Raw genomic sequence first — 21,314 nt, 5'->3', positions numbered from 1 at the left:
ATAGCATGGTATGGCGATTACTATAAAAAATATTCCGGTTTTAGAAGGGGCTGTTGCTGAAGATTTCATTCGTAAAGCGGAATATTTGGCAAAAAAGAAGACCCCTACCTTATCTGAGCGTTCCCAAAAGCGTATTTAGGTCGTTTTGGAACGGTCAAAACACTTTAGATTCTAACTGTTTAATCAAAGGGCATGCCTTAAATCGGGCGCTTATTACTTATGTCACAACCTTCTATAAAGAAAAACTTCGCTTATAAAAGCGTACTGACTCTTTCCACTTATTTGATCAATTTCATTACGTTTCCATACGTGGCTCGGATGCTAGGTGTTGAACGTATCGGTTTGGTTAATTTTGTGGATAATACGGTGAATTATTTCTTATTGTTCGCTACAATGGGGGTTGGGCTCCTAGGCGTTCGAGAGATAGCGGCGGTAAAAGAGGATAAGAAACGTAGGGATCAAGTGTATTCAAGCGTGTTAGCCTTGAATCTGTTATTCACCTTGGTATCGTTGGGTATATATCTACTTTGTATATCTACAATACCTAAGCTGTGTCAATATGACGAGTTGTTTTATATAGGAACGGCAAAGATACTTTTTACCGTATTTCTAGTGGAATGGTTTTTTACGGGAGTAGAGAATTTCCGGTATATTACGTTGAGAAGTATCCTTATAAAAGTTCTTTATATAATCAGTGTTTTCCTATTCGTAAGAGATACGTCAGACTATCGACTTTATTTTATACTCACGGTAGGAGTGGTTGTGTTGAACGCTCTTATCAATCAATTATATATTCGACAATTCGTACGGGTTAGATGGAATAATATTCAATTATTCAAGTATCTTAAACAGAACGTGACATTGGGTATTTATACGTTGATGACCTCGATGTATCTCACCTTTAATGTGATGTATTTGGGACTGGTGTCTAATAACACGGAGGTAGGTTATTATACAACAGCGTTTAAGCTGTACTCCGTGATCTTGGGCTTTTTTACCGCATTCACGAATGTCATGTTGCCTCGGATGAGTTCCTTGCTGGCGAATGGAGAGAAGGATCGTTTCCAAGAATTGGTGAATCGTTCGTTCTCTGTGATGTCGACTTGCTGCATCCCCTTGATCCTCTGTAGTATGATAATGGCCCCTCAGATTGTTTATATCCTATCCGGTCCCGGTTATGAGGGAGCGATATTACCCATGCGGATTATCATGCCAGCGGCGTTCGCCGTAGGTGTGGCTCAGGTATTGGCAATACAGGTATTGATGCCGATGAAAAAGGATAAGGTGTTATTGGTAGCATCGATCATAGGAGCGGTTGTCAGTTTGTTGATTAATTTGCTGGTGGTACCTCACATGAAGAGCATGGGCTCCGCTGTCGTGTTGCTATGTTCGGAAGTAGTGGTTACGGGGACGTATATGTGGTATGTTTTATTTAAGGATTTAGCGGTTATTCCTATCAAGTTAACAGGGAGGAGTGTATTGTATTCTTTACCAAGTATAGTAGTTTGTTGGGAATGTGGTAGATGGATAAATAATGAGTTTGTTGGAGTGGTAGGTGCGGTGATATCGGCTGGGGGGATATGGGGGATGATACAAATGATTATAGGAACCCGTGTGGGAAAATGGATAAAAAGTAGAATTGGGTGTTGAGTTATGAACAATACGTGGAATAATATATTATTGGTATTTAATGTTTTGTTGTGGAGTATCACTTTTTTGATATATCAATGGAAGAGAAAGCAGTTTGGTGTGGGTAGCTGTATTTTGTTTTTATATACAAGTATATCTGTAATGAGTATTTTTCTATATTATAATCCTTATGCAAGAGGTTTATTTAAAGATTTATCATTAATTCCATATATATATTTGTATCTAATGATGATGTTGTCTTTTAAACCTTTATTTATGGTTGAAAACTCAAAAATAATCAAAATAAAAAAACCTACAAATAGTCTTTTTAATATAATATGTTATATAATAATATCTCTTTCAATTGTGGGATTTGTAGGCTTATTCCCAGAATTGAAAGAAAATTTATTTATGCTTTTTATAGATTCTGATTATGGAAGATATATGTATCAATATACAACAGATAAATTTATGAGTAAAACATCAAGTGGCATGGATGTGTTGAGTATTATAAGTAATATATTTATCGGAATATCACCTTTATTCTTGATTTATTATATGACTTTTAAAAAAAAGAATAAATTTATTTTGTATGGTTTGTTCTTCTCAACCTTAATAGGCCCATTGTATGCTGTATCAACTGGTGGAAGAACTGCTGTTGTTTTGTGTATACTGAAAATTGTATTTTTATTTTTGTTTTTGAGAAAGTTTATTGATTTCGAGCTTAGGAGAAAAATATCAATAACTCTAATTATTATTTTATTAGTTTTGTTTATACCATTTGCTTTATTGTCAATGAGTAGAAGTGCTGGTGATATAGATCGATTGATTTATACTATAGAAAGATACGGGAGTGAGAGCTTTATAAATTTCAATAATTATGGTTTAGATGCAAATGGTTGTAGATATGGAGATCGTACAGTTGTACTGTTTAAGGAAATATTAGGTTTAGATTCAGCTAAATATTTTGCGAATCGTCTATCTAAATACTCTTATATGAATATGAATGAATCCGTATTTTATACTTATGTTGGAGAGTTTACATTGGATTATGGCCCAATATTTTCTGTAGTTATATTTATAATTTCGTCGCTTTTTTTCTTTTATTCTTTGAATATAAAAAATAACTGTATGATGTTCTATCAATATATAATATATTATATATTATTATATGGGTGTTTGGGCTATTTTCATTTTCCTTGGTCAAATATAGATGGAAATTTACAACTGGTTACTTTATTGTTTTTGTCACTGATATTTAAAGTGGATAGTTTAAAAATAAAAAAATATAAAAGTTAGTTATGGATGTTTCTGTTATTATTGTAAATTATAATACTTGTAAAATGACAAGAGAATGTATAGATAGTATATTTGAGAATACTAAATATATTACTTTTGAAATTATTTTGATAGATAATGCCTCTATTGATGAAAGTAAGGTAGTGTTTGAGAAAGATGATAGAATAAAATATATTTATAATCAAATGAATATAGGATTTGGACAAGCTAATAATATTGGTCTAGAAATAGCAATAGGGCGTAATGTGTTATTCTTAAATTCGGATACATTACTTATTAATAATGCGATAAAAATTCTATCTGATTTTTTAGATGAAAATAATGATGCAGGAGCATGTGGGGGTAATATGTATAATCTACATCAAAAACCTTCACATTCTTTCGGACATTTTTATCCTTCTATATTGTGGGAGATAAATATATTGTCTTATAATTTTTTAGCAAAGATATTGTATGGGAAAAATGCTGATCATAATTTTTCGAATAGAATATTAGAAGTAGCGCATATTATAGGTGCAGATTTAATGGTTAAGAAAGAAGTATTAGAGAAAATAGGTGGATTTGATTCTCATTTTTTTATGTATAGAGAAGAAACTGAATTGTGCTATAGAATTTCGAATATGGGATATAAATTGTATTCTGTTCCTCAAGCAAAGATAATACACTTAGAGGGGAAGAGTGTGAAAAAAACTACTTTGGAGCATAAAAAAGTTAAATGGATGTTGGAAAGTAATAGAACTTTTTTGGAAATGTATCATAGTAAAGTATATGTTTATATTGCGATATCTATTTACAAGATAACGGTTTATACTCGTATTTTTATGTGTGGTATATTTAATAAAGATCGAAAAAACTATTGGTGTACAGTAAAAGATATTTTGAAATCAATATAATTGTTATGAAAAGAATTTTATACTGTGACTTAATTGCTTATGGAGGTATTCATTCAGAATTTAACTCTGCTTGTCTACAGGTTTTAATGCTTGCTTATCCGGATATTCAAAACGTTGAATTCTTTGCGGAGAAAAGACATTCTGAAATCTGTTCAATTCGATTGAAGAAATACCAAAATATAAAATATAATAATTATCGATTGAATTCTGAAAGGTTTATTGGAGGTTTTAAAACTCCTTTACGAGATTTGATAAGCTGTTTTTATTTATTACGTATATTTTTACAATCACGAAATAATGATTTAATATTTATAGCATTAGCTTATCCTATTGCTCAGAATTTTATTTTAGTATTACAATCTATATTTAAGCGAAATGTATATTTATGTCAACATGGTGAATTGGGAGTTTTTGTGAATTCTAGTCACTTTTATAAAAATAAATTTTATTATTCTTTAATAAGAAGAACGCTAAAATCGAAACTAATAAAGACAGTTGTTTTAGGTGCTCCTATATTTAAGAATGTTTCATATCTTTTTAATTCTAATTCAAATGTGATTGTGATAGATCATCCCTATGATTTTTCTTGCGAAAATGTTATTACTCATAATGATGATTTTTATCCACTTACTATTGGGCAAATAGGTACTGGTGGACTAGGTAAAGGAACGAATTATTTGTTTGAATTAGCTTTCCTGTTGGAAAAGGAGATAAGAAAAGGAATTGTAAAAATAAAATTAATAGGAGCATTACCATATAATCTGAGATATTTAGATAATGGCCTTGTTGAATATAGTGATATTCGATTGGATATTCGTGCTTTTGAAGAAGGAATAAAAAGCTTACATTATACTCTTCAACTAAAGGATAATGAAACAGGAAAGGCTGCTGCTAGTGGTAGCTTTTTTGATACAATAAAGTATAATAAACCGTTTTTATCATTTTATAATGATTATATATTGTACTATGTAAATAAATATTCTTCTGTTGGTCATTTTTGTCTTTCATTAAAAGATATGGCTGATAAAGTTAAAGAAATAGTGTATACTGATAGAGATGATCTTAAGAATGAATATTATAAATCTCTTATTGAAATTGATGATTTAAAGAAAACTATTTCTCTTAATGAGATAGCTAGATCTTTTAGATGTCAAGATTTAAAACTAAAATTATGGAGTCGAAAATATTAATAATAGCCGTTAATTATAATTCTTATAAAGAATTATATGCTTATTTGCAATCAATAGAAGAAGCAGTAGCTAATATGGCTATCGATTGTGAAGTAGAAGTTTATGTTGCTGATAATTCTTTGGTTAAAAGCGAAATAGATAAGCAGAGTTATCATAATTTTGAATTGAATATTGTATCACTGGATAATATGGGATATTTTGGTGCTGCTTTTTATGTAGTAAATAATTTAGTTTGTATTGATCAGTATAAGTATGTTATAATATCTAATGTAGATATTTCTTTAGAGAGAGATTGCCTACAAAAATTGCTGTGTTTAAATATACCAAATCATGTGGTGTGGTTATCTCCTTATAGATATTCGGAAAAGTATGATATACCATTGTGTGTGGAACGTGATAAGCGAATTCCAAAATGGAAAATACTTTTGTTTTTATTAGTTTATAAGTTTTATTTGTTTCAGATTATTCAATCTTATTTTACTATACATAAATATAAAAATAAGCGCATTTATCCTTTTACAAAAAGAATATATTCTGGATGTGGATCTTGTTTTATATTAACATCATATTTCTTTAAATATTATCCAAAATTAAGTTATCCTGTTTTTCTTTATGGTGAAGAAATATTTCTTGCAGAGCTTTTACGGGAAAAGGGTTTAGAAGCATATTATGTTCCATCTGTTAAAATAAGAAATATAGGATCTGTTTCTACTGGACTTTTGGGAAAAAAGAAATTGTGTTTATACAATTATAAAGCTATAAAATATTTGTATTATAGATTCTATAAGTGAGTTATGAATAAAATTACTATTTACTCTTCCCTCCCTTATTGGCTTCAAAATATAGCGATATCTCTTCACGGATACAAGCTAAAGAAACAGCGTTTTAACGATGACTTTTATAAGATCTTGGACTTCTTGAACTCAACCCATGGTTGGTCAAAAGAACAGATTCGTTCTTATAAAGAAGAACATACCTTTAAAATATTGGAACAAGCTTATAATCACTGTCCTTATTATCGAAAGAAATATACTGACGTAGGTTTATCCCCTTCTGATTTTAAGCAATTGGGAGACTTGCAAAAGTTCCCGATTCTGACGAAGGAAGAAATCCGTGAGAATTGGCTTGGCCTAGTCGCTGATAATATTTCCCGAAAGGAACTTATACGATTTAACACCAGTGGTTCAACGGGAAAAGCGTTGGACTTCTATTGGACTAAATATAGCGCAGCTTATTATTGGGCGGTAGACCAAAGGTATAAAAATAGGTTTGGTTTTACTTTGGGAAAGGCTTGCGTTAACTTTTCCGGTCGTCCTATCGTTCCTATTTCAACCTCAAAACCTCCTTACTGGAGATATGATCGTGTCTTGAACCGTTATTTTATCAATATGCATCAGCTGAATGAAGTGAAAATACGGGATATTGTAAATTGGATTAATTCAAAGTGTATAGAAATGTTTATAGGATATCCATCTATTATGGCAGCTTTCGCAAATGAGTTGACTAATGCGGAGATGGCTTTGGATTTTCCTCCTAAACACATATTCACGGGTGCCGAGAAGTTATACGAGAATCAGAAAAATATCTTACAGGCTGTTTTTAAAGGTGTCCAAATCCATGAGTTGTATAGTTTTTCTGAGCAAGCCGCTATCGCTACCCATTGTATCCACTCGGTTTATCACGAGGATTTCGAGATTGGTCATATGGAATTGGATCAAGCTGTTCCTACAGAGAGTGGGATGCAGGGTGAGATTTTGGCTACCGGGTTCGCTAATCTTGGTATGCCTTTTATTCGTTATCAAAATGGGGATACGGCAGTGTTCTCCGACCGGGAATGTGGATGTGGATTACATAGCCAAATTATAGAAGATATTGTTGGTCGCAATGAAGACTATATAGTTACACCAGAGGGGCTTCACATTCAGCGTCTGGATTATATTTTCAAAGATACGTCGGAGGTGAAGGAGTGTCAAGTAGTCCAAAAAGTATTTGGTGAAATGATTTTACGTATTGTGAGAAGGAATTCCTATAGTGTGGCTACGGAGAAGAAATTGTTGGTAAATATATCTCAATGGATAAGCCCTACCATAAAGGTAAAATTTGAGTATGTGGATGAGATTCCCCGTACAAAAGCAGGGAAGTTTAAGGCAGTTGTCTCTGAATTGAAAAAATAATCATGTTGATTTATGAATAAACTAGAATCTACCATCTATAACCTCGTCCGTAAAAATCCAGCCTTAAAGCAGTTCGTGCGGAATATGTATCAAGGCATATTTGATTTGCTGCCAAGGAAGAAGGAGTATTTCGCCTCTCCCTATCAATACCGGGAAGGCTTCTTTTTTGGATTTCACGATGTCACGCCTTTTTCTTTTGATGAGACCAAGCTATTGGCGAATCAAAATAGGTTGGATTTACGTATGCCTTTACCGTCTGATGGACTGGATGTCGGATATTTTGATTTGGAACAAGGCCCTATAAAGGACTTTCATAGGGTGGATACCTCTTACGCATGGAATTATCATAAAGGATGCAGGCTGCAATGGTTGGATAAGAACCGGATGATTTATAATACGGCGATAGCGAATCGGCTTGTGTCTAAGATTCATGATTTATCGACAGGGGAATACCAAGTAATAGACTGCCCGATTGATGCGGTCTATCATGATGGACAAAGATCTTTGGCCTCTTCTTTTAGTTATGAGCGCTTGGAGCGTTGTATGCCCGGGTATGGTTATCCTTATCGGGATGGAGGGAAATTGGATGATCCGGCACCTAAAGATAGCGGTTTGTTCTTGGTGGATTTAAAGGAGAATACTTCAGAGTTGCTTATCTCTTTGTCTGAGTTGGCACAGATGGAAGATGAATCCTATAGGCAGGGGTATATGCATTTTGTAACCCATTCGGAGTTCTCGAAAGACGGTCGGTATCTTTCTTTCTTATACCGAAAAATACCAACCGATGGGGATTATATGAGGCGGCATACCAAGATCATGATTTATGATTTGCGTGATCGGCGACTTATTACCTTACCTACTCAAGAGTCCGGTTCTCATTATGTATGGAATAACAGGAATCAATTGATAGCGTCTTGCATTATAAATGGTAACAGTTGTCATGTATTGTATGACATGAAAGATGTAGATCATTATCAAATAATAGCAGGGGATGTGTTGAATTCGGATGGTCATCAGTCCTTTATCTCGGATACGTCTTTTGTGGCGGATACTTATCCGGATAAATATAGGATGGCAAAAATCTATAAGGCTGATATCAATACTCAAAGTGCGGATTTGTTGCTAAGTATCTATTCTCCCAAAGAGTTTCAAACGAAAGATTTTAAATGCCATATAGCTTGCGATTTACATCCCAGAGTATCCCCTTCTGGAAAGTACCTATGCTTTGATTCGCCTCGTACTGGAAAACGGGGGTTGTATATAATGCCATTGTCGGTACCGGCTATGTAGGCAAGGTGTCTTATACGATAAAAATCAAGAAGAATATTTGTGGCCTAGCTAAAAGTAAGTATATTTGTGGTGGTAACTATCGTGCGATGGCTGTAAATCAATATGATCGATCGTATGATAATATGTTTATTTTGTACAACAATGAGGAAGGACGATATATTATATTCTCTTAGGGCTTTGATAAAGCAAGTGATGCCAGCTGGAACAAAGGTTTTTTTGTTTGGTTCGCAAGCCCGTGGAGATGTCCATGATGAATCGGATTGGGATATTCTAATATTGTTGGACAAGGAAAAGATAACCTCTGCGGATTTTGATACCTATGCCTATCCTTTAATCGACCTAGGATGGCAATTTGGCGAATATTTTAGCACTAAGTTATATACCTTTACTGAATGGATGAAACGTAAAGGTACTCCTTTTTTCAAGAATGTGGAATTAGATGGTATAGAACTATGAATCTAACAGATGAAGAACGGGAAGCCCTTGTTATAGCAAGAAAGGCTAGAGCTTTTGATACTTGGGAGGAAACCAAAGGGATCGTAGAGTGTGGTTATTGGCATGCGGCCGCTAATAGAATGTATTATGCTTGTTATTATATGACCACGGCACTGTTAATTAAAAATGGCTTTCAGGCTTCTACGCATTCAGGAGTGATTCGTTTATTAGGTCTTCATTTTGTAAGTACAGGAATAATCAGTAAAGACTTGGGACGTTTTTATAGTAAACTATTTGAGTTGAGACAAAGTGGGGATTATGATGATTGGATTGTGATCGATGCCAATGAGATTCTTCCCTTGATGGATTCTGTTGATAATTATTTGAATACCTTGCTTTCGTTGATAGAGGGAAAAGCATGAGGCTATCCTTGTCTTCTTTGCCGTAAATAGTTTAAAAAATTGAATATCGCATATCATTTGGCTTGGTATGCGTAATATACGTATACCAAAACTTGACTTCTCTATAGATTTCCTGAAATATATAATCTTATAACTTATGAATATCGCAATTATCGGCACCGGCTACGTAGGCCTGGTGTCCGGGACTTGTTTTGCCGAGATGGGGGTTGATGTCACTTGCGTGGATGTCAACCGGGAGAAAATAAATGGCTTGTTGGAGGGGAATATCCCGATTTATGAGCCGGGGTTGGAAGAGATGGTATTGCGTAATTCCAAGGAAGGCAGACTTCATTTTACGACGGATCTGGCCTCTTGTCTGGATAACGTGGATATCGTTTTTAGCGCCGTGGGTACGCCACCGGACGAGGATGGTAGCGCCGACCTGCGTTATGTGTTGGAGGTCGCTCGTACGTTTGGCCAATATATTAAGAAATATACGGTATTGGTAACCAAGAGTACGGTTCCCGTGGGTACGGCACGGAAGGTAAAGGCTGCGATTCAAGAGGAGTTGAGTAAACGTGGGATGGATATCCCCTTTGATGTGGCCTCGAATCCGGAGTTCTTGAAGGAGGGTGCGGCCATCAAGGATTTCATGAGTCCGGACCGGGTAGTGGTCGGTGTGGAGTCGGAGAGGGCGAAGGAGATGATGAGCAAGCTCTATCGTCCGTTTCTCCTGAATAATTTCCGGGTGATCTTTACGGATATTCCCTCGGCGGAGATGATTAAGTATGCGGCAAATTCCATGTTGGCTACTCGTATCTCGTTCATGAATGATATAGCGAATCTTTGCGAGTTGGTTGGCGCTGACGTGAATATGGTCCGGAAGGGGATCGGTTCGGACAGTCGAATCGGTAATAAATTCTTGTATCCGGGATGTGGCTATGGAGGCAGTTGCTTTCCGAAGGATGTGAAGGCTCTTATCAAGACGGCGGAAAAGAATGGCTATCCGATGGGAGTGCTAAAGGCCGTGGAGGAGGTGAATGAACGTCAGAAGACGATCCTTTATACGAAGCTTAGAAAACATTTTGACTCTTTGGAGGGGAGAACGATCGCTCTCTGGGGCTTGTCTTTCAAGCCGGAGACGGATGATATGCGTGAGGCTACCTCTTTGGTGATGATTGATCTTTTACGGAAAGCGGGTGCCGTGGTCAAGGTGTTTGATCCTGTGGCGATAGGCGAGTGCAAACGTAGAGTTGCTGATCGGGTTGTTTACGCGAAGGATATGTATGAGGCGGTAATCGATGCAGACGCATTGTTGTTGTTGACCGAGTGGAAACAGTTTCGCTTGCCAAGTTGGGCCGTGATCAAGAAAGTGATGAGGCAACCTTTGCTGCTGGATGGTCGCAATATCTATGATGCGAAGGAATTGGGTGAGCTAGGCTTTACCTATGAATGTATCGGAAAATAGTTATGGATAATTTCGGTTTGGTCTCCATTATTACTCCTTCTTATAATTCTTCGTCTTTTATAGCGGGAACCATTGAGTCGATTCTTTCGCAGACTTATCTTAATTGGGAACTGTTGATTACTGACGATTGCTCTACGGATCGTTCTGTTGAGATCATAGAGCGGTATATTCAAAAGGATTCCCGTATTAAGTTGTTCCGGTTAGAAAAGAATTGTGGGGCGGGTGTTTGTAGGAATCGCTCTATCTCGGAGGCCAAAGGACGATTTATCGCTTTTTGCGATAGTGATGATCGATGGTGCCCGGAAAAGCTGGAGAAACAGTTGGCTTTTATGCGAGAGAAGGATTGTGCCTTATCTTATACCTCGTATATGACTTGCGACGAGAGTAGCAAGATTTCCAGCATTGTTATCGGAAAAAGAAGGGAGACCTATTTCTCTATGCGGTGTGATAATAGAATTGGCTGTCTGACCGCAGTTTATGATACGGAGAAAGTGGGAAAAGTATTTATGCCGGAATTACGTAAACGGCAAGATTGGGGGTTATGGCTTACCATACTCAGGCGTTGTGAGGTCGCTTACGGCTTGAAAGAGCCGTTGGCGATTTACCGGATTCACTCGAATTCGATCTCAAGGAATAAGGGGGCTCTTATGAAGTATAATGTAAGTGTTTATAGAACGGTTCTCGGATACTCCCCGATGGCTTCGTATCTGTATTTCTTTATTCTGTTTTTACCTTCTTATTTTTCTAAGAAAGTATTCTTGAGGTTAGTAAATAGATAATTTGGAAACAGCTTTATTCGATATAACACGGCCTTGTCATGACTGACTTGTGCCGTGTTTTTTTATTTATTTACTTGATCATTGTAATGATATTCTTCCCAAGTATGATCCCAAGGAAGACCGCTATCAAACCAAGGATATTACTGGCAAGTACATTGAGTAGTGCCATCTTGTATTCTCCGGTACGCATAAGTACCATCGTGTCGAGAGCGAAAGAAGAGAAAGTCGTGAAACCACCGAAAAGACCAGTGAATAGGAAAGCTCTTGTATTGATAGAAAAATTATAGGCTTCCGCTATACTCCAGCAGAAGCCGATTAAAAAGGAGCCAATCACATTGACCGACAAGATACCAAAAGGAAAGGAGTAAAGCATCGATCGTTGCACCCACGTGGAAACTCCGAACCGTAGCGCAGATCCGATAGCTCCTCCTATTATTAAAAGAAAAACCTTTATCATAATTAACCTAGTGTGTTTCCCCCGGGCTAGGTTAAGGCCCGGGGAGATGGTAAATGATTTAGGTTTTCAATTTAATTGGCCGACTCAAACTGTCTCAAGAAACGAACATCGTTTTCCGAGAACATGCGTAAGTCTTTTACTTGGTATTTCAAATTGGTAATACGCTCGATACCCATTCCCAACGCATAGCCTGAATAAACCTTGCTATCGATACCGCAGTTCTCAAGCACGTTCGGGTCTACCATACCGCAACCGAGGATCTCTACCCAACCGGTTCCTTTACAGAAGGGGCAACCCTTACCTCCACAAATGTTGCAGGAGATATCCATCTCGGCGGATGGCTCCGTGAACGGGAAGTAAGAAGGACGCAAGCGAATTTTTGTATCCGGACTGAACATTTCCTTGGCGAAGAACAACAAGGCTTGTTTCAAGTCGGCGAATGAGACATTCTTATCTACATATAACGCTTCTACTTGATGGAAGAAACAGTGAGCACGATAAGAGATAGCCTCATTACGATATACACGTCCCGGACAGATGATACGGATAGGCGGTTCTTGCTTTTCCATTACTCGGGTCTGTACGGAAGAAGTATGTGTGCGAAGCAATACATCCGGGTTATGCTGGATAAAGAACGTATCTTGCATATCGCGGGCAGGATGGTCCTCGGCGAAATTCAAGGAAGAGAAGACATGCCAATCGTCCTCGATTTCCGGTCCCTCAGCGATGCTGAATCCTAACCGTCCGAATATATCGCAAATTTCTTTCTTTACAAGTGATAGAGGATGACGAGTGCCTAGTTCGATCGGGTAAGCCGTACGAGTCAAATCGATATCATCGTTTGCGGTCTGTACATTCTCAAAGCTTTCTTTTAATTCGTTGATCTTGCTCTGGGTTGTTTCCTTCAGTTCGTTCAAGTATTTACCAACCTCACGTTTTTGATCAGCCGCTACATTACGGAAATCATTCATCAACGCCGATATCTCGCCTTTTTTGCTGAGATACTTTATACGTAAAGCTTCTAGTTCCTCGGCATTTGCCGCTTTCATATTCTCTACTTCTTGAAGCAGAGCCTTAATTTTATCGAGCATTTCTAATCACACTTTGTATTTGTCATGCAAAAGTACGCCTTTCTTTTGAAACCGCAAGGGATTCGTAAGGTTTTTTAGTTAAATGTAAGCGCAGACACTTAGGTGTCTTGTTTTATATATTAAAGTATTTATATATCTTCGCAGCATAATCAAACTATAAATTAATTAATGGAAATAGTCATTATTATTGGCCTTATCTTACTGAATGGAATTCTTGCGATGTCGGAAATCGCCTTGGTCTCAGCCCGGAAGGCTAGGTTGGAAACCGAAGCGAAACGTGGTAATAAATCTGCGGGCACTGCTTTGAAGCTGGCAAATGAGCCGGATAAGTTTCTCTCAACCATCCAGATCGGAATTACCTTGATCGGTATCTTGACCGGTTTGTACTCTGGCGAGGCGTTAGCTCATAATTTCGCTGTTATAATAGCGCAAATACCGGCCCTAGAACCGTATGCGTTGGGGATCGCTAAAACGACGATCGTTATTATCGTGACGTATCTTACACTTATATTCGGAGAGTTGGTACCGAAGCGGATCGGCATGGGGTGTGCCGAGAAGGTCTCTATGTTAGTTGCTAAACCCATGAATTTTCTTTCCTTGATATCCTCTCCTTTTGTTTGGCTACTTTCAAAGAGTACGGCGTTGGCTGTGAAGATGACGGGCGTGGATACGAAAGAGGAAAATAGGGTAACAGAGGAAGAAATCAAGGCGATCGTGAAAGAGGGCTTCGACGGTGGCGAGGTGCAAGAGGTAGAGCAGGACATCGTAGAGCGGGTCTTTAATCTGGGAGACCGTAACGTGGGTTCTATCATGACGCATCGTAGCGAGCTGGTTTGGCTGGATGTGACGGATAGTACGGAGAAGATTCGGGAGAAAGTGGAGGAGAACTTATTTAATATATATCCCGTGGCTTCGGAGAAGTTCGATAATATAGTAGGAGTCGTTTATCTGAAAGATTTGTTCGGAAGGATCGACCAACCGGATTTCTCGATCAACCAAGTACTTCGCCCGGCACAGTTCGTTCCCGAGAACCAGAGCGTATATAACGCCTTGGAATCTTTCAAGCAGACACACGTGAAATATGGACTCGTTACGGATGAGTTCGGAGGCATTCAAGGCATCGTAACCTTGAAGGATATCATGGAAGGCTTGATCGGGCAAGTACCGGAAGTCGGAGAGGAGTCCGAGATCATACAACGTGAGGATGGTACTTGGTTGGTGGACGGCCAATATTCTTTCTATGATTTCTTGGAATATTTCGACATGGAGGATTTGTATGCCGAGCATGATTATAATACCTTGAGCGGCTTGATCCTAGAGATATTGGAACGTGTACCGAAGACGGGTGAGAAATTAAAGTGGCTGGACTTTGAGTTCGAGATCGTAGATATGGATGGCGCCCGGATCGATAAGGTTTTGGTCAAGTACTTGAAAAATGGGTAAAATGTCTTTTTAGAAGAGTACGCCGAGTGAGATACTCATCACGTTCGTTCGCTTGTCAATATTGATATCATAATTAATCTCGGGAACCGGGTTGTTGACTTTCTCGAAATCGGATTCCACTTGATTCAATCCGAACTCATAGACAAAGTCGAAGAATAGCCGTCCGATGCTAACCCCTACGCCCGTAGCGATATTGACTCCGAACGGGGTGTTGTCATTCACGTATTCTACGTGCGTGGTGGAAGACTCTACCGTATAGGCGATCTTATAGTTGTATTTTAATTTGGGGCCGACCATAAGGCTAAGTCCGTAAGGCCCTTTCTTCACTAGGTTATAGCCTACCATTATGGGAACCTCTAAGGAACTGGTTTTCATCATCAAGAGGTCGGTAGTTGCCGATGTATTGGACATCATATTATTTTCCGGCAAACTTTGAGGTATGGAAAAACGGATATTTCCCTCAGAACGATGCCATGAGAAACTAGGCTGGAGGAAGAACCGTTCGATATTGACCCGGCAAAAGACCGCGGCCAGATAACCTACCTTATATTCGATGTCTATATTCTCCGCTTCCTTCCCATTGATGGAAAGGGAGTTTATGACTGGGAAAGTGGCGTTGAATCCTACTTTGGCTCCAAAGTTGAATGCTTTGTCCTCGAAACGCATGAAGCTCTGGGCTTCTGCTAACAGACCGAAAGATAGCAACGCTCCTATAAGGTAGACTTTTTTCATACCGTTATTTTTTCTTTTTCACGGACCAGCCGAATTTACCGACAAATTCACCTAACCCGTAATACTTACCATGCGAGTAAGCCAAAAGATCCGCTTTCTGCATATCAAAAGCCCCTGTCTCTGGGTCTAGATATCGGTCATCGGCCTGTACGTTTACGACATCAGCGATAAACATATCATGACTTCCGAGAGCGATTACCTCTTTTACCCGGCATTCGATACAAAGCGGAGACTCGTCTATCGTAGGGGCGTTAACGACGGTCGCTTTTCCGGGAGTGAGCTTCATCTCCTCGAATTTATGATGGTCTTTCCCTGAGTTTACCCCGCACCAATCCGTGGCGTAGGCCAGCTCACGATTCGTCAAGTTGATGACGAATTCCATATTCTTCTTCAAGATCGGATAAGAGAATCGTTCCGGACGTACGGATATATAACACATCGCCGGATTCGTACAAATCGTACCGACCCATGCGACTGTTATTATATTGTATTCGGAAGGCTCATTCCCACAACTCACCATTACGGCAGGCAATGGATAGATCATGGTTCCCGGTTTCCAATCGTGCTTCATAATAAAAACTGCGTTTTTATAATTGAAAGTTGAGAATTGAGAATTAAAGATTCCGTAAAGCTAATTCTCAATTCTCAATTCTCAATTCTTAATTTTCAATTATCTAATGATTATGTCCTCTTTATTAATCTTACGTTCGCAATAATGACATTTAATGGTTCCCTTCTCCTTGTCGATCACGTGGAAGCGGGAAAGCATCGGCTCATTATTGGTGATACATTTCGGATTGTTACATTTGACCAAGCCAATCAGCTCGTCGGGTAAAGTAACCGTCTTCTTCTCTACAACCTCATAATCACGGATAATGTTCAAAATAATATTCGGGGCGATCATGGCGATACGGTTGATCTCGTCCTCCTCGAAAAACTTGTCGGCGATCTTGATCATACCCTTGCATCCCATCTTGTTGCTATGGAAATTATTGCCGATCGTGATCGTATTGTTCATTTTCTCCAGTCCCAGTAAAGAGGCTACCTTGAATAATTGGCTGGGAGGAATATGGTCTATGGCGGTACCGTTCTCTAAAGCGGCTACCTGCAACTCTTTTTTCTTTTCTGCTGACATAAAACTTCGTTTTTATTCGTCGATAGATATACCTAAAACTTCGCAAATGATAGCTTGGCGTGCGAACAGCCCGTTGCGTGCCTGCTGGATGTAATAAGCCTTTGGATTGTCATCTACATCGTAAGCTATCTCATTCACACGGGGTAGCGGATGTAAGATACGCAGGTTCTCACGGCTGTTTCTCAGCATGTCGTTACGCAGGATATACACGTTCTTTACCCGCTCGTACTCTTCCAAGTCTGTGAAACGCTCACGTTGTACACGGGTCATATAAAGGATATCCGTCTGGTTGATGATATCTTCCGTGAAATCGGTATGCTCCTCGTATTTGAGTCCGTGCTTGTCGCAGAAGTTCTTTTGCTCGTCCGGCATGCGTAGCTCGTTCGGTGCGACGAAGTGGAAGGTCGGATGGAAGTGAGACATTCCCACGATCAAGGAGTGAACCGTACGGCCATACTTCAAATCGCCGACCATCGTGATGGTGAGGTTATCCAGTTTGCCTTGTGTCTTGCGGATGGAATACAGGTCCAGCATGGTTTGCGAGGGATGTTGGTTTGCCCCGTCACCAGCGTTGATGATAGGGACATCCGTCACCTCGGAAGCATAGCGGGCGGCTCCTTCCAGATGATGTCTCATAATGATCAAGTCCACGTAATTGCTTACCATCAAGATCGTATCTTTCAAGGTCTCGCCCTTGGAGGAACTAGTCGTGGAAGCGTCCGAGAAACCGATCACCCGTCCACCTAAACGGTTTACAGCTGTCTCGAAACTCAGTCTCGTACGTGTAGAGGGCTCGAAGAACAGGGTGGCGGCGACTTTGCCTTCCAGTAATTTCCGGTTCGGATTCTCCTCAAACTTCCTTGCGTTATCCAGAATACGAAGAATGTCCTCTTTGGAACATTGATCGATAGAAACTAAACTTTTACTTTTCATAGGTTGTGTATATTCTGTCTTATGTACGCGAATGTATAAAAAAAGCGGAGACCGAAGGGCCTCCGCTTTATATTTTATTTTAAGAAATCAACTAGACTTGCCGGAAGATAGAACGTGTTATTTTTATCGACATAAACGACGACAGAGTTTAACCGTATCTCATCTTGGCCTTTCTTCCCGGACTTCACGATATTGGAGAACGGGGTGATCGTTAGCTGTTTTTTCTTATCTTTCTTGTTCTTAACGATCAAGGTTGGAGAACCTTTCTCGTCGGCGGCAGGGACGATCTCGCAAGTGTAATCCTCGAATACGTCCGTGTGGCGTGCGAAGTTCTTGTTTGTAAGATCTTCCAAGTTTTCGTGTGTCAATCCGAACAAATTGCATAAGTACTCATTCAGCTCGATGTTCGTATTCATACCTAGGGGTAAGGTTCCTTGCGGATGGTAAGCGGCTAGGAATACTTCCTCGCCCGTATGGCCGCCGGTCGTGAAACCGAAGCAAGTGCGGGAAGTGATGATATGCGCCATCAATCCGGTTAACGAGCCACTGTACATGGAGGAATTATCTTCCGGTTTGCGTTGGTCTTCCGGTATCGGGCTATTCTTATAATCCTTGCAATTGTTTAACGCGTTCATCTCTTCCGGAGTCAGCTCGAAGCCGGCGTAGGTGCGGAATACGTTTTGCACTTCTGAGTTAGGAACGCTGTTTACCTTGTTGGCGAAACCCTCGGCGGTCAATTTATACAGGGAGAATTGGTGGAACAATTGGTCTTTCGTCAATTTATCGTAACCTTTACAATCTCTTCTACCTAAGCTGATACCGCTGTTTCCGTGGTCGGGTACGATGACAACGGCAGTCTCGCCGTTATTGCGTGCGAACTCCAATGCGGCACCGCAGGCACGATCGAATGCCAAGAAATCGGTAGCCATACCTACCGGGTCATTGCCATGAGCGGCCCAGTCTACCTTACTGCCTTCTACCATTAAGAAGAAACCATTCGGGTTCTTGGATAATTTGTCGATCGCCTTACGAGTCATTTCCTCGATAGAAGGTTGCTCTTCCGGATTGCGGTCGATATCGTAAGCCATTTCCTTGTTGCCATATAAAGCCCACATCTTCTGATTATTATCGGCACGCATACCTTTCAAGTCATTTTTATAAACATTGTATCCGTTCGCCAATAGATAATCTTCCATATCCTTTGTAAGGATAGAAACTCCACCACCGATAACGACATCGATATCATTATGAACCATCTGCGGAGCGATCCAGTCGTATTTACCACGATTGTAGCTATGAGCGGAGCAGTCCGCCGGGGTAGCGTGTGGGAATTCGCAAGTGAAAACCAATCCTGTAGCTTTGCCCTGCAACATCTTGCCAGCCTCCAATACGGTGGTAAGCGGTTGGAAGGCACGGGCCGGGTCGGTCGGGTAGATATCGTTATCACCGTCGTTCTCCGGGTAAGTGGATACATAACCCGTACGGCTCGGCTGTCCGGTCATGTAGCATGATGTAGTAGGAGCGGAGTCGCCGATAGGGGCGTTAGAAGAATGCGTACGCACCGTTCCGCACAAATACGGGTCGATGTTCAATTTCGGTTTGCTGGGATCTTGGTACCATTGTAACCAACGGGCGATAGAGATAGTCGCCAATGAGGTTCCGTCCGGGATTAAGAGAATCACGTTCTTGACAGGCTTCACGTTCTCCTTTTCCACGGCATTGGCCGGCATAATGATAATAGCCAGCAAAAGTAGAAAAGCTAATGTTTTTTTCATGTGCTTTAATTTAATAATGTATAACAAATTCTTCTATTAAATCCTAATTTCCAAGTGGGATGATCTCCTCGTTGAACCGTGTCAACTTCTCCACGCCCGTCTCCGTTACAAGGAAACTGTTCTCGATACCCACGGCACCGACACCCGGGATCACGAATTTGGGCTCCAAGGCGAACACCATATTCGGTAAAAGCTCCTCTTTCGAGCGAGGGGTAAGCACAGGTAGCTCATTGATCTGTATACCGATGCCATGTCCTACGAATTTAGCCTGTTGCTCGGTTCCCATAAAGTTAGCCGAAAGACCTTCTTTCTTAGCGATATTCGCCGCTATATTATATAAATCCGAACAAGCGGTTCCCGGGCGGGTAGCGTTTTCTACCTCCTGCTGTATCGTAAGGGCCACTTGATGCGCCCGATAAGCTTCCTCCGTCAGGCGCCCTACGGAGAAGACACGGGTCATGTCCGTCATATAAGCCGTATAATTGCCGGCCATATCCACCATGATAGCGGTGCCTTCTTTTAATAACGTACCGTTAGCGCCTAGCGGACAAGAAGCGTCTATGCCGCCTCCACCCAAGGCGAAATCAAAAGGGGATGGGGTCTCGGCGTTTTCCCCGGCGAGAATACTACCCATATAGATATCCATATTGGCTCCGAAAGCACGGAAAAGACCGATCGAGCCGTTCTTGCGCATACGTTTCTCGATCTCGTACTGAAACTCCAAGTCTGTCATACCGGGACGGAAACATTCCGGGATCTCGCTATAAGTAGCCTCGTGCTTGCGGGCGGCGATACGGAATTGCCCGATCTCCCAAGGGGTTTTTACCCGGCGAAGGTTTCGCATGAAAGCGGTGGCGTTACCGGCCTCCTCCGGTTGGAATACCTTATCTAAACGGATGTATTCATTATAAGTTAACTCATCTGCCTCTAACAAGAGCTTTTTGGGCATCTTAATCCCTCGTTCCGCAAATAAGGGTGGGATGTCTTCCGGCTTACGGATGTATTCCACTTGATGTCCTGAAAGCCCGTTCGGTCGCTTGATTAGGAACCACGGCTCACCGTCTACCGGCAAATAAAAATAACCACTATAGATTTGTCCTGTCGTATAATAAAGATTTACATCTACGGTAAGCAAACAGGCATCCATACCCATTTTTGCCATACCATCTCTCATCCGATCCCATTTTATCTTTAGGTCGTTCTTCAATTCTTCTGAAATCATCTTCCTTTGTATTACTTTTATTTTGTACCGGGCATCAAAGGTAACAAGAATTTACGAGATTTAAGTGGATTTGAGGTGAATAAAGTATTACAAACGCATATATGCGAATATACGGTTGAACAGGGAAATCTTCTTATGAATAAAGATAATCGTATCTGTATCTATTCCTTGATTCTCGTCGTGAATCCTATAAACCACGGCGTGGTCTTTACAGATCATGGCGTGGTTTACAAAGACCACGCCGTGGTTTGTAGAATAGAAGTAGATCCGATATAGAATATATAAGTATTCAGCTGATTATTCTTGCGGAACAGATAGGGTATTCGATACTATTGGACCGGGATCTTGATAACCACCTTCCGGATATTCCCTTGGCCGATACCCGGGGCGTGCCCGTCTTCCGGGAAATAAATGGCGAATTGTCCGGGATAGATTTTCGTATAGGCGGTAGGTTTGTCGATATAAAAGGCGATATCTTGCTCCTCGTTGTATGGAACGGACTCCTCTAGTAATTGATCTCCCGGTTTCCATCCGATTTTCTCTACGCCCAATAAGGGGAATTGGATATCGATAAATTTCTTGTGGGTCTCGATGGCCGCTTCCGACTTCTCCTTTCCGAAGAGGCTGGCGATGCTAACCGTGAAACCAGCGTCCGCTATATCGTATTTACCATCTTCCATTTTTGAAAAATCAGTAGACTTAACATAGTCAAAAGCCTGCTTAAACAGCGGATGGATACATTCGATCCGCTTAGAGTTCTCAAGTGAGTCTAGAATCATATTGTTATTAAGTTTTAGTAATTGGTTTGAAAATCGTTACAAATGTCGGGTATTTCCCTGTTAAATAATAGTCATATTTCTCAAATAAATCTATTAAGTTCCTAGGTTTCTTAACGTACGTAAATACTGTTTCGTAAAGTTTGCAATCTGGTTGCAATCATATTTATCGTATCTTTGTTATTCATTTAT

Annotated in this window: 23 protein-coding genes; 14 read left to right on the top strand and 9 right to left on the bottom strand. The window is 40.0% G+C overall.

Going from position 1 to position 21,314, the window contains the following annotated elements; all coding sequences use genetic code 11:
* Window positions 1–10: 10 nt before the first annotated feature.
* The 12 genes from DWY79_RS23310 to DWY79_RS18015 all read left to right on the top strand — a co-directional run bounded on the left by DWY79_RS23310 (window position 11) and on the right by DWY79_RS18015 (window position 11,558).
* Window positions 11–139, top strand: coding sequence for a hypothetical protein (locus DWY79_RS23310; protein WP_255420384.1), 129 nt, complete (start codon window positions 11–13; stop codon window positions 137–139).
* An 80-nt stretch (window positions 140–219) separates the two neighbouring features.
* Window positions 220–1,650 carry a flippase gene (locus DWY79_RS18065; RefSeq protein WP_122369983.1) on the top strand — a complete coding sequence of 477 codons (1,431 nt, stop codon included), beginning with the start codon at window positions 220–222 and terminating at the stop codon, window positions 1,648–1,650.
* 3 nt (window positions 1,651–1,653) lie between these two features.
* On the top strand, window positions 1,654–2,928 hold the full coding sequence (locus tag DWY79_RS18060) for an O-antigen polymerase (RefSeq protein WP_122369981.1): 1,275 nt from the start codon (window positions 1,654–1,656) through the stop codon (window positions 2,926–2,928).
* A 2-nt stretch (window positions 2,929–2,930) separates the two neighbouring features.
* Window positions 2,931–3,821, top strand: coding sequence for a glycosyltransferase family 2 protein (locus tag DWY79_RS18055; RefSeq protein WP_122369979.1), 891 nt, complete (start codon window positions 2,931–2,933; stop codon window positions 3,819–3,821).
* Window positions 3,822–3,826: 5 nt separating this feature from the next.
* Window positions 3,827–5,011 carry a hypothetical protein gene (locus DWY79_RS18050; protein WP_147431809.1) on the top strand — a complete coding sequence of 395 codons (1,185 nt, stop codon included), beginning with the start codon at window positions 3,827–3,829 and terminating at the stop codon, window positions 5,009–5,011.
* Complete coding sequence (locus DWY79_RS18045; RefSeq protein WP_122369975.1) at window positions 4,993–5,802, top strand: glycosyltransferase family 2 protein; 810 nt, start codon at window positions 4,993–4,995, stop codon at window positions 5,800–5,802. The genes DWY79_RS18050 and DWY79_RS18045 overlap by 19 nt, the downstream gene beginning before the upstream one ends.
* A 3-nt stretch (window positions 5,803–5,805) precedes the next feature.
* Window positions 5,806–7,185: a phenylacetate--CoA ligase family protein gene (locus tag DWY79_RS18040; protein WP_122369973.1), complete on the top strand. Its 1,380-nt coding sequence runs from the start codon at window positions 5,806–5,808 to the stop codon at window positions 7,183–7,185.
* Window positions 7,186–7,197: 12 nt separating this feature from the next.
* Entirely contained in the window at window positions 7,198–8,475 is a 1,278-nt protein-coding gene (locus DWY79_RS18035; RefSeq protein ID WP_005862725.1) for a hypothetical protein, read from the top strand.
* 141 nt (window positions 8,476–8,616) lie between these two features.
* Complete coding sequence (locus DWY79_RS18030) at window positions 8,617–8,931, top strand: nucleotidyltransferase domain-containing protein (protein ID WP_008778387.1); 315 nt, start codon at window positions 8,617–8,619, stop codon at window positions 8,929–8,931.
* On the top strand, window positions 8,928–9,332 hold the full coding sequence (locus DWY79_RS18025; RefSeq protein WP_005857332.1) for a HEPN domain-containing protein: 405 nt from the start codon (window positions 8,928–8,930) through the stop codon (window positions 9,330–9,332). Before DWY79_RS18030 ends, DWY79_RS18025 begins: the two co-directional genes overlap by 4 nt.
* A 136-nt stretch (window positions 9,333–9,468) precedes the next feature.
* A complete protein-coding gene (locus tag DWY79_RS18020; protein ID WP_008772299.1) occupies window positions 9,469–10,779 on the top strand; it encodes a UDP-glucose/GDP-mannose dehydrogenase family protein in 1,311 nt (436 codons plus the stop codon).
* Between the two features lie 2 nt (window positions 10,780–10,781).
* A complete protein-coding gene (locus DWY79_RS18015; RefSeq protein ID WP_122144660.1) occupies window positions 10,782–11,558 on the top strand; it encodes a glycosyltransferase in 777 nt (258 codons plus the stop codon).
* Window positions 11,559–11,628: 70 nt separating this feature from the next.
* Here DWY79_RS18015 and crcB read toward each other — a convergent pair whose 3' ends face one another.
* Both crcB and pheS read right to left on the bottom strand, forming a co-directional pair.
* Window positions 11,629–12,015 carry a fluoride efflux transporter CrcB gene (gene crcB, locus DWY79_RS18010; protein ID WP_008779782.1) on the bottom strand — a complete coding sequence of 129 codons (387 nt, stop codon included), beginning with the start codon at window positions 12,013–12,015 and terminating at the stop codon, window positions 11,629–11,631.
* Window positions 12,016–12,086: 71 nt separating this feature from the next.
* A complete protein-coding gene (gene pheS, locus DWY79_RS18005) occupies window positions 12,087–13,106 on the bottom strand; it encodes a phenylalanine--tRNA ligase subunit alpha (RefSeq protein WP_005857329.1) in 1,020 nt (339 codons plus the stop codon).
* A gap of 168 nt (window positions 13,107–13,274) precedes the next feature.
* On the opposite strand from pheS, the gene DWY79_RS18000 reads away from it, so the two are divergent.
* Window positions 13,275–14,549, top strand: coding sequence for a hemolysin family protein (locus DWY79_RS18000; RefSeq protein WP_005857328.1), 1,275 nt, complete (start codon window positions 13,275–13,277; stop codon window positions 14,547–14,549).
* A gap of 9 nt (window positions 14,550–14,558) precedes the next feature.
* On the opposite strand, the gene DWY79_RS17995 is transcribed toward DWY79_RS18000, so the two are convergent.
* The 6 genes from DWY79_RS17995 to DWY79_RS17970 form a co-directional block, all read right to left on the bottom strand.
* Window positions 14,559–15,281: a porin family protein gene (locus DWY79_RS17995; RefSeq protein WP_005857327.1), complete on the bottom strand. Its 723-nt coding sequence runs from the start codon at window positions 15,279–15,281 to the stop codon at window positions 14,559–14,561.
* A 4-nt stretch (window positions 15,282–15,285) separates the two neighbouring features.
* The gene (locus DWY79_RS17990) at window positions 15,286–15,852 is read right to left on the bottom strand and encodes a flavin reductase family protein (RefSeq protein ID WP_005862715.1); all 567 of its coding nucleotides are present in this window, start codon (window positions 15,850–15,852) and stop codon (window positions 15,286–15,288) included.
* 99 nt (window positions 15,853–15,951) lie between these two features.
* Window positions 15,952–16,416 carry an aspartate carbamoyltransferase regulatory subunit gene (gene pyrI, locus DWY79_RS17985; protein WP_005862713.1) on the bottom strand — a complete coding sequence of 155 codons (465 nt, stop codon included), beginning with the start codon at window positions 16,414–16,416 and terminating at the stop codon, window positions 15,952–15,954.
* 12 nt (window positions 16,417–16,428) lie between these two features.
* Window positions 16,429–17,349, bottom strand: coding sequence for an aspartate carbamoyltransferase (gene pyrB / locus DWY79_RS17980; protein WP_005857322.1), 921 nt, complete (start codon window positions 17,347–17,349; stop codon window positions 16,429–16,431).
* A 74-nt stretch (window positions 17,350–17,423) separates the two neighbouring features.
* Window positions 17,424–19,124 carry an alkaline phosphatase gene (locus tag DWY79_RS17975; protein ID WP_022192594.1) on the bottom strand — a complete coding sequence of 567 codons (1,701 nt, stop codon included), beginning with the start codon at window positions 19,122–19,124 and terminating at the stop codon, window positions 17,424–17,426.
* A gap of 43 nt (window positions 19,125–19,167) precedes the next feature.
* A complete protein-coding gene (locus DWY79_RS17970) occupies window positions 19,168–20,346 on the bottom strand; it encodes a Xaa-Pro peptidase family protein (protein ID WP_057318726.1) in 1,179 nt (392 codons plus the stop codon).
* A 135-nt stretch (window positions 20,347–20,481) separates the two neighbouring features.
* On the opposite strand from DWY79_RS17970, the gene DWY79_RS22820 reads away from it, so the two are divergent.
* On the top strand, window positions 20,482–20,622 hold the full coding sequence (locus tag DWY79_RS22820) for a hypothetical protein (RefSeq protein ID WP_005857316.1): 141 nt from the start codon (window positions 20,482–20,484) through the stop codon (window positions 20,620–20,622).
* A gap of 53 nt (window positions 20,623–20,675) precedes the next feature.
* On the opposite strand, the gene DWY79_RS17960 is transcribed toward DWY79_RS22820, so the two are convergent.
* The gene (locus DWY79_RS17960; protein WP_005857314.1) at window positions 20,676–21,125 is read right to left on the bottom strand and encodes a YhcH/YjgK/YiaL family protein; all 450 of its coding nucleotides are present in this window, start codon (window positions 21,123–21,125) and stop codon (window positions 20,676–20,678) included.
* Window positions 21,126–21,314 lie beyond the last annotated feature (189 nt).

The organism is Parabacteroides sp. AF27-14, assembly GCF_003635425.1.
Lineage (GTDB): Bacteria > Bacteroidota > Bacteroidia > Bacteroidales > Tannerellaceae > Parabacteroides > Parabacteroides distasonis.
Note: the sequence above shows the minus strand (reverse complement) of the source record. Positions and strands in the feature narration are given on the sequence as shown.

What these genes read in the sequence shown, in the direction of transcription:
- DWY79_RS18025 (WP_005857332.1), top strand. Translation starts at nt 8,928, where the DNA reads ATGAATCTAACAGATGAAGAACGGGAAGCCCTTGTTATAGCAAGAAAG.
- pyrB (WP_005857322.1), bottom strand. Translation starts at nt 17,349, where the DNA reads ATGAAAAGTAAAAGTTTAGTTTCTATCGATCAATGTTCCAAAGAGGAC.
- DWY79_RS23310 (WP_255420384.1), top strand. Translation starts at nt 11, where the DNA reads ATGGCGATTACTATAAAAAATATTCCGGTTTTAGAAGGGGCTGTTGCT.
- DWY79_RS18030 (WP_008778387.1), top strand. Translation starts at nt 8,617, where the DNA reads ATGAGGAAGGACGATATATTATATTCTCTTAGGGCTTTGATAAAGCAA.
- DWY79_RS18035 (WP_005862725.1), top strand. Translation starts at nt 7,198, where the DNA reads ATGAATAAACTAGAATCTACCATCTATAACCTCGTCCGTAAAAATCCA.
- DWY79_RS18050 (WP_147431809.1), top strand. Translation starts at nt 3,827, where the DNA reads ATGAAAAGAATTTTATACTGTGACTTAATTGCTTATGGAGGTATTCAT.
- DWY79_RS17995 (WP_005857327.1), bottom strand. Translation starts at nt 15,281, where the DNA reads ATGAAAAAAGTCTACCTTATAGGAGCGTTGCTATCTTTCGGTCTGTTA.
- DWY79_RS18055 (WP_122369979.1), top strand. Translation starts at nt 2,931, where the DNA reads ATGGATGTTTCTGTTATTATTGTAAATTATAATACTTGTAAAATGACA.
- DWY79_RS18045 (WP_122369975.1), top strand. Translation starts at nt 4,993, where the DNA reads ATGGAGTCGAAAATATTAATAATAGCCGTTAATTATAATTCTTATAAA.
- pheS (WP_005857329.1), bottom strand. Translation starts at nt 13,106, where the DNA reads ATGCTCGATAAAATTAAGGCTCTGCTTCAAGAAGTAGAGAATATGAAA.
- pyrI (WP_005862713.1), bottom strand. Translation starts at nt 16,416, where the DNA reads ATGTCAGCAGAAAAGAAAAAAGAGTTGCAGGTAGCCGCTTTAGAGAAC.
- DWY79_RS18065 (WP_122369983.1), top strand. Translation starts at nt 220, where the DNA reads ATGTCACAACCTTCTATAAAGAAAAACTTCGCTTATAAAAGCGTACTG.
- DWY79_RS18015 (WP_122144660.1), top strand. Translation starts at nt 10,782, where the DNA reads ATGGATAATTTCGGTTTGGTCTCCATTATTACTCCTTCTTATAATTCT.
- DWY79_RS22820 (WP_005857316.1), top strand. Translation starts at nt 20,482, where the DNA reads ATGAATAAAGATAATCGTATCTGTATCTATTCCTTGATTCTCGTCGTG.
- crcB (WP_008779782.1), bottom strand. Translation starts at nt 12,015, where the DNA reads ATGATAAAGGTTTTTCTTTTAATAATAGGAGGAGCTATCGGATCTGCG.
- DWY79_RS17960 (WP_005857314.1), bottom strand. Translation starts at nt 21,125, where the DNA reads ATGATTCTAGACTCACTTGAGAACTCTAAGCGGATCGAATGTATCCAT.
- DWY79_RS17990 (WP_005862715.1), bottom strand. Translation starts at nt 15,852, where the DNA reads ATGAAGCACGATTGGAAACCGGGAACCATGATCTATCCATTGCCTGCC.
- DWY79_RS17970 (WP_057318726.1), bottom strand. Translation starts at nt 20,346, where the DNA reads ATGATTTCAGAAGAATTGAAGAACGACCTAAAGATAAAATGGGATCGG.
- DWY79_RS17975 (WP_022192594.1), bottom strand. Translation starts at nt 19,124, where the DNA reads ATGAAAAAAACATTAGCTTTTCTACTTTTGCTGGCTATTATCATTATG.
- DWY79_RS18060 (WP_122369981.1), top strand. Translation starts at nt 1,654, where the DNA reads ATGAACAATACGTGGAATAATATATTATTGGTATTTAATGTTTTGTTG.
- DWY79_RS18000 (WP_005857328.1), top strand. Translation starts at nt 13,275, where the DNA reads ATGGAAATAGTCATTATTATTGGCCTTATCTTACTGAATGGAATTCTT.
- DWY79_RS18040 (WP_122369973.1), top strand. Translation starts at nt 5,806, where the DNA reads ATGAATAAAATTACTATTTACTCTTCCCTCCCTTATTGGCTTCAAAAT.
- DWY79_RS18020 (WP_008772299.1), top strand. Translation starts at nt 9,469, where the DNA reads ATGAATATCGCAATTATCGGCACCGGCTACGTAGGCCTGGTGTCCGGG.